Raw genomic sequence first — 4,338 nt, forward strand, 5'->3', positions numbered from 1 at the left:
ATACTCTTATTGACAATGTTCTCCAGTGATTCACGATACATGATCTGACGGTTTTCACGGATACGGTCGAAAATAACGATCGTCGCATTGATTGAATAACCAACAATGGTCAGCATACATGCAATAAATGTGTTGCCCACAGGAATACGTACAAGTGCATATACAGTCAGCACACAGAGCACGTCGTGAAGAAGTGCAACAACCGCGCTGGCACCAAATTTAATATCTTTAAACCGGAACCAGATATAGATCAGCATGCAGATACCGGCAATAACAACCGCAATGACAGCATCTTTCTGCATCTCATCGCTGATGACCGCACTGATATTCTGTTCCTCAATGAGGGACTCGTCCACACCATATTCCGATACGAGAAGGTCTTTCAGATCACTTCTCTGTTCCTGACTTAAGATCTGAGTCTTGATAATGATATCATTGGAATTCTGTACATTCTGAAGCTGAACATCCCCTGTTCCGACGGCTTCTGTAATTTTTTCAAGAAGCTCGGCACCCTCTTCGCCGGTTACAGGAATATTCTCATTAAAGGAAACGGTCATGGATGTACCGCCTGTAAAATCAAGGCTGTAATTCATAGCGCCATTGCCCTTTGAGCTGTTGACTCCCATACCGATAAATCCTGCAATAATGACAACAGCTGAGATAATATAAAAGATTTTTGCCTTTGAAACAAATGCAATCGGACTTCTGTCTTTCTGTTTTCCGTAATACTTCTGATCTTTGAAACCAAGCCCATAGAACATGCTCACAATGAAACGTGTAATGAGCAGGGCTGTGATCATAGAAAGGACGATACCAAGGGCCAATGTAATGGCAAATCCTTTGATCGTACCTGAACCTTTAATATAAAGAACAGCAGCCGCAATCAGGGTTGTGATATTACCATCTAAAATCGCTGTTCTGGCTTTATTAAATCCTGTCCGGATTGCCTCTCTTACATTTTTACCTGCCGCAATTTCTTCACGGATACGTGTAAAGATAATGACATTGGCATCAACCGCCATACCGATGGATAAAATAATACCGGCAATACCAGGAAGCGTCAGTGTCACATCCAGACCATTTAACAGGCAAAGCATCGCTGCAGCATAAAGCATCAGAGCAAGACCTGCTGCCACACCTGGAACAGCGTACATAATGATCATAAAGATAATGATCAGAGCAAGACCGACTGCACCCGCTTTTAAGCTTGTAGAAACAGCCTCTTCACCAAGTTTTGCACCCACAACGTTGGAACGGATCTCATTAAGGTTTAATTTCAGGGCACCGAGACGAATGCATGTTGCCAGAGAATTGGCGGATTCATAATCAAAATTTCCTTCAATCACAGCCTGACCATTCTCAATAACTGTATTAACTGTCGGGTAACTGATAATCTCGTTGTCATAGATAATATAAATCGGCTTTCCGATATTTCTCTCAGTTGCTTCTTTAAACTTCTCTGCACCTTCAGAGTTCATAGTGAGTTCAACAACATACTGTGCATTGCCGTAGCTGTCCGGCTGTGTCATAACCTGTGCATCAACAATGTCATTTCCATCCATAACAAGGTTAAATCCCTGAGATGCCGTTTCAGATTCCTCACCGTTTTCCCCACTCTCGGTCTCTGTAATTTCATAAAATTCTACAGTACCAGGATTTCCCAGTTCTGAAAGAATCTTGTCTGCATCATAAACACCGGGGATCTCAACGTTGATACGGTTATCCCCTTCCTGATAAACCTGAGCCTCTGTACTGTAAACTTCCACACGTTTCTGAAGTTTATAGACAGTATCACTCATATCCTCCGCTGAAGGATTTTCCTGATCCGCCTCATAAGTAATACTTACACCACCGGCAAGATCCAATCCAAGTTTAATGTTTCTGGCACTTCCCTGTCCGCTCTCATCCACGCCTTTCCATGAAACAAAAGCACATGCGACAATGGCGATGAGCACAAGTAAAATGCCGACAAGGCTTCTACCTTTTTTGTTTTCCATCTTAAATCTCTTCCTCTCTGGCTGCCTTTAACATAATCGCACATTCTACACGTTTGCGCATCATCTCGCAGCCGATGTCATATGTATCTGTAATTTTACCTGTAAAATTATAGGCATTTGCCGCGCAGCCGCCGCTGCAGTAAAATTTTGCAAAACAATCTTTACACTTCTCACGGGCATAAACATTGCAGCATTTAAATTCTTCCTGAAGATCTGTGCGGATAATACCTTCGTCCACATTACCCATAAGAAATTCTTCCTGTCCGACGAACTGATGGCATGGATAGAAATCGCCCCATGGTGTCACGGCCAGATATTCTGTACCCGAACCGCAGCCGGAAAGTCGTTTTGCCACGCAAGGTCCTCCGGAAAGATCGATCATAAAGTGGAAGAAGTTAAATCCTCTGCCTTCTTTCTCCCGTTTTAACATCTCTTTTGCAAGAATGTCGTACTGTTCCATAATCTTTGGAAGATCGGATTCTTTAATCGCATAATCCTCTGTATCCGGTGCCACTACCGGTTCCACAGAAATCTGTTTAAATCCTTCATCGGCAAGACTTAAAACATCTGCCGCAAAATCTGTATTAAAATGGGTAAATGTGCCGCGCACATAATAGTTTGTCTGATTTCTGCTGTCTGCCATCGCTTTAAACTTCGGAAGGATCTTATCATAACTTCCCTGTCCGCCCCTGAAAGGACGCATAAAGTCATGAACCTCCCTGCGGCCGTCACAGCTTAAAACCACATTGCCCATCTCTTTATTGGCAAAATCCTGAATGTCCTGATTTAAAAGGACACCATTCGTTGTCAGTGTAAAGCGGAAATTCTTATCATGAATCTTTTCCTGCTCTCTTCCGTAAGCTACAAGCTGTTTGACAACATCAAAATTCATTAATGGCTCGCCGCCAAAAAAGTCCACTTCAAGATTTCTTCTTGATCCGGAATTTGCAATAAGAAAATCCAATGCTTTCTTTCCGACTTCAAAACTCATAAGTGCTCTGCGTCCATGATACTCTCCCTCTTCGGCAAAACAATATTTGCAGGCCAGATTACAGTCATGGGCAATATGCAGGCATAAGGCTTTAACAACTGTCGGACGTTTCTTAAAATCAATGATATAGTCTTTGTAAATATCCTCGGTGAAAAGACACTCTGCCTTAACCAGCTCCTCAATCTCAGAATAGGCCTCTTCCATGTCTTCTTTTGAATAACGGCCAGAAAGTTTCTGAATGATCTCTTCCTTCGAATGGGTCTCGTATAAGGCAATCATATCATATACCAGCTCGTCTACCACATGGACAGATCCGCTGTTGACATCGAGAACAATATTGTATCCATTATTTTTATACTGATGAACCACGTTGAATGCTCCTTACATTTTCTTTTTTCGTGTACAATTAATGAGCAGCGACTTAGTTGACTAAACCGCTGCCCATGAATTACTTGTTATTTTCACAGCTCTGATTTCCTACTGTACAGGAAGTTTTGCAAGCTGACTGGCAAGATGTCTGGCATTCTCCGCATCCGCCTTTAACCATAGAATTCTTTAATGAACGTGTGTTTAAAGATTTAATATGTTTCATTAGATGGCCTCCTTTACCTAATATAACTTGAACCATTATATCATACCTGTTTCTATTTTAAAAGAATTTTTTTGATTTTCTTTAAGGGACAGGTTCCCTGGCTTAATGAGCCAGGGAACCTGTCCCTCATACTTATTCCAATTCGATGTGAATTATATCCTCCCAGTTGCGGCGAATAGCAATCTCTGCGGTAAGATCTGTATTGTTATACGAGACAGACCACTGGGTATTGCTTGTGACGTCGACCGGATTAGGATTTTGTGCCGCCGATTTCATCGCTTTCCACACGGTATCATTGGTGTAATTGCCTTTTTCTTCCTCCAGCACCTTCATCACCGCATCATAGCGTTCTCTTCCGTGACCGTAGATACCGTTTTTCTGATTTGGAAGTGCCTTTTCCTTATAGAGGATAAAGAAATTGGTAACCGCCTCGGTCGGTGTTGCCACAAGTTCCCTCGTTTCACTTTCACAGTCATACTCCACCACTCTTCCGTCACCGGATGCATCGGTGATGTAAAAATGATAGTCTCTTCCGGCCGAAGAATACATATCATAGCTGCGCAAAAGTTCTACCGCTTCCTCTGTAGTTGCCGCCCGGTCAAGAACAAGACGTATGGCAAGCGTCGTCGAAATGACAGGCTTTCCGGTGTTCTGACGCACAGGCTCGCTGTCCAATGTCAGCACGGAGATGGATACCCCCTTTTCGTTTATACCGTCAAGGCATATAAAAGGTGACGCCAGACTCGCCAGCTTCTTTT

The 4,338-nt window shown here is 42.8% G+C and carries 4 protein-coding genes; all 4 read right to left on the bottom strand.

Annotation, left to right across the window (positions count from 1 at the left end; all coding sequences use genetic code 11):
• Positions 1 to 1,997 (bottom strand): protein translocase subunit SecD (gene secD / locus QZZ35_RS09515; protein ID WP_291237185.1); only part of this gene is annotated, 1,997 nt, incomplete at its 3' end.
• Between the two features lies 1 nt (position 1,998).
• Positions 1,999 to 3,357: a thioether cross-link-forming SCIFF peptide maturase gene (gene scfB / locus QZZ35_RS09520; RefSeq protein ID WP_291237186.1), complete on the bottom strand. Its 1,359-nt coding sequence runs from the start codon at positions 3,355 to 3,357 to the stop codon at positions 1,999 to 2,001.
• Between the two features lie 79 nt (positions 3,358 to 3,436).
• Positions 3,437 to 3,580 carry a six-cysteine ranthipeptide SCIFF gene (gene scfA, locus QZZ35_RS09525; RefSeq protein WP_178550582.1) on the bottom strand — a complete coding sequence of 48 codons (144 nt, stop codon included), beginning with the start codon at positions 3,578 to 3,580 and terminating at the stop codon, positions 3,437 to 3,439.
• Between the two features lie 132 nt (positions 3,581 to 3,712).
• On the bottom strand, positions 3,713 to 4,338 hold a 626-nt coding region (locus tag QZZ35_RS09530; protein ID WP_291237187.1), incomplete at its 5' end, for a carcinine hydrolase/isopenicillin-N N-acyltransferase family protein.

This window comes from Frisingicoccus sp., from assembly GCA_016298055.1.
GTDB lineage: Bacteria > Bacillota > Clostridia > Lachnospirales > Lachnospiraceae > Frisingicoccus.

Bases quoted from the DNA above. Each gene is read 5' to 3' on its own strand.
- scfA (WP_178550582.1), bottom strand. From the start codon at position 3,580: ATGAAACATATTAAATCTTTAAACACACGTTCATTAAAGAATTCTATG.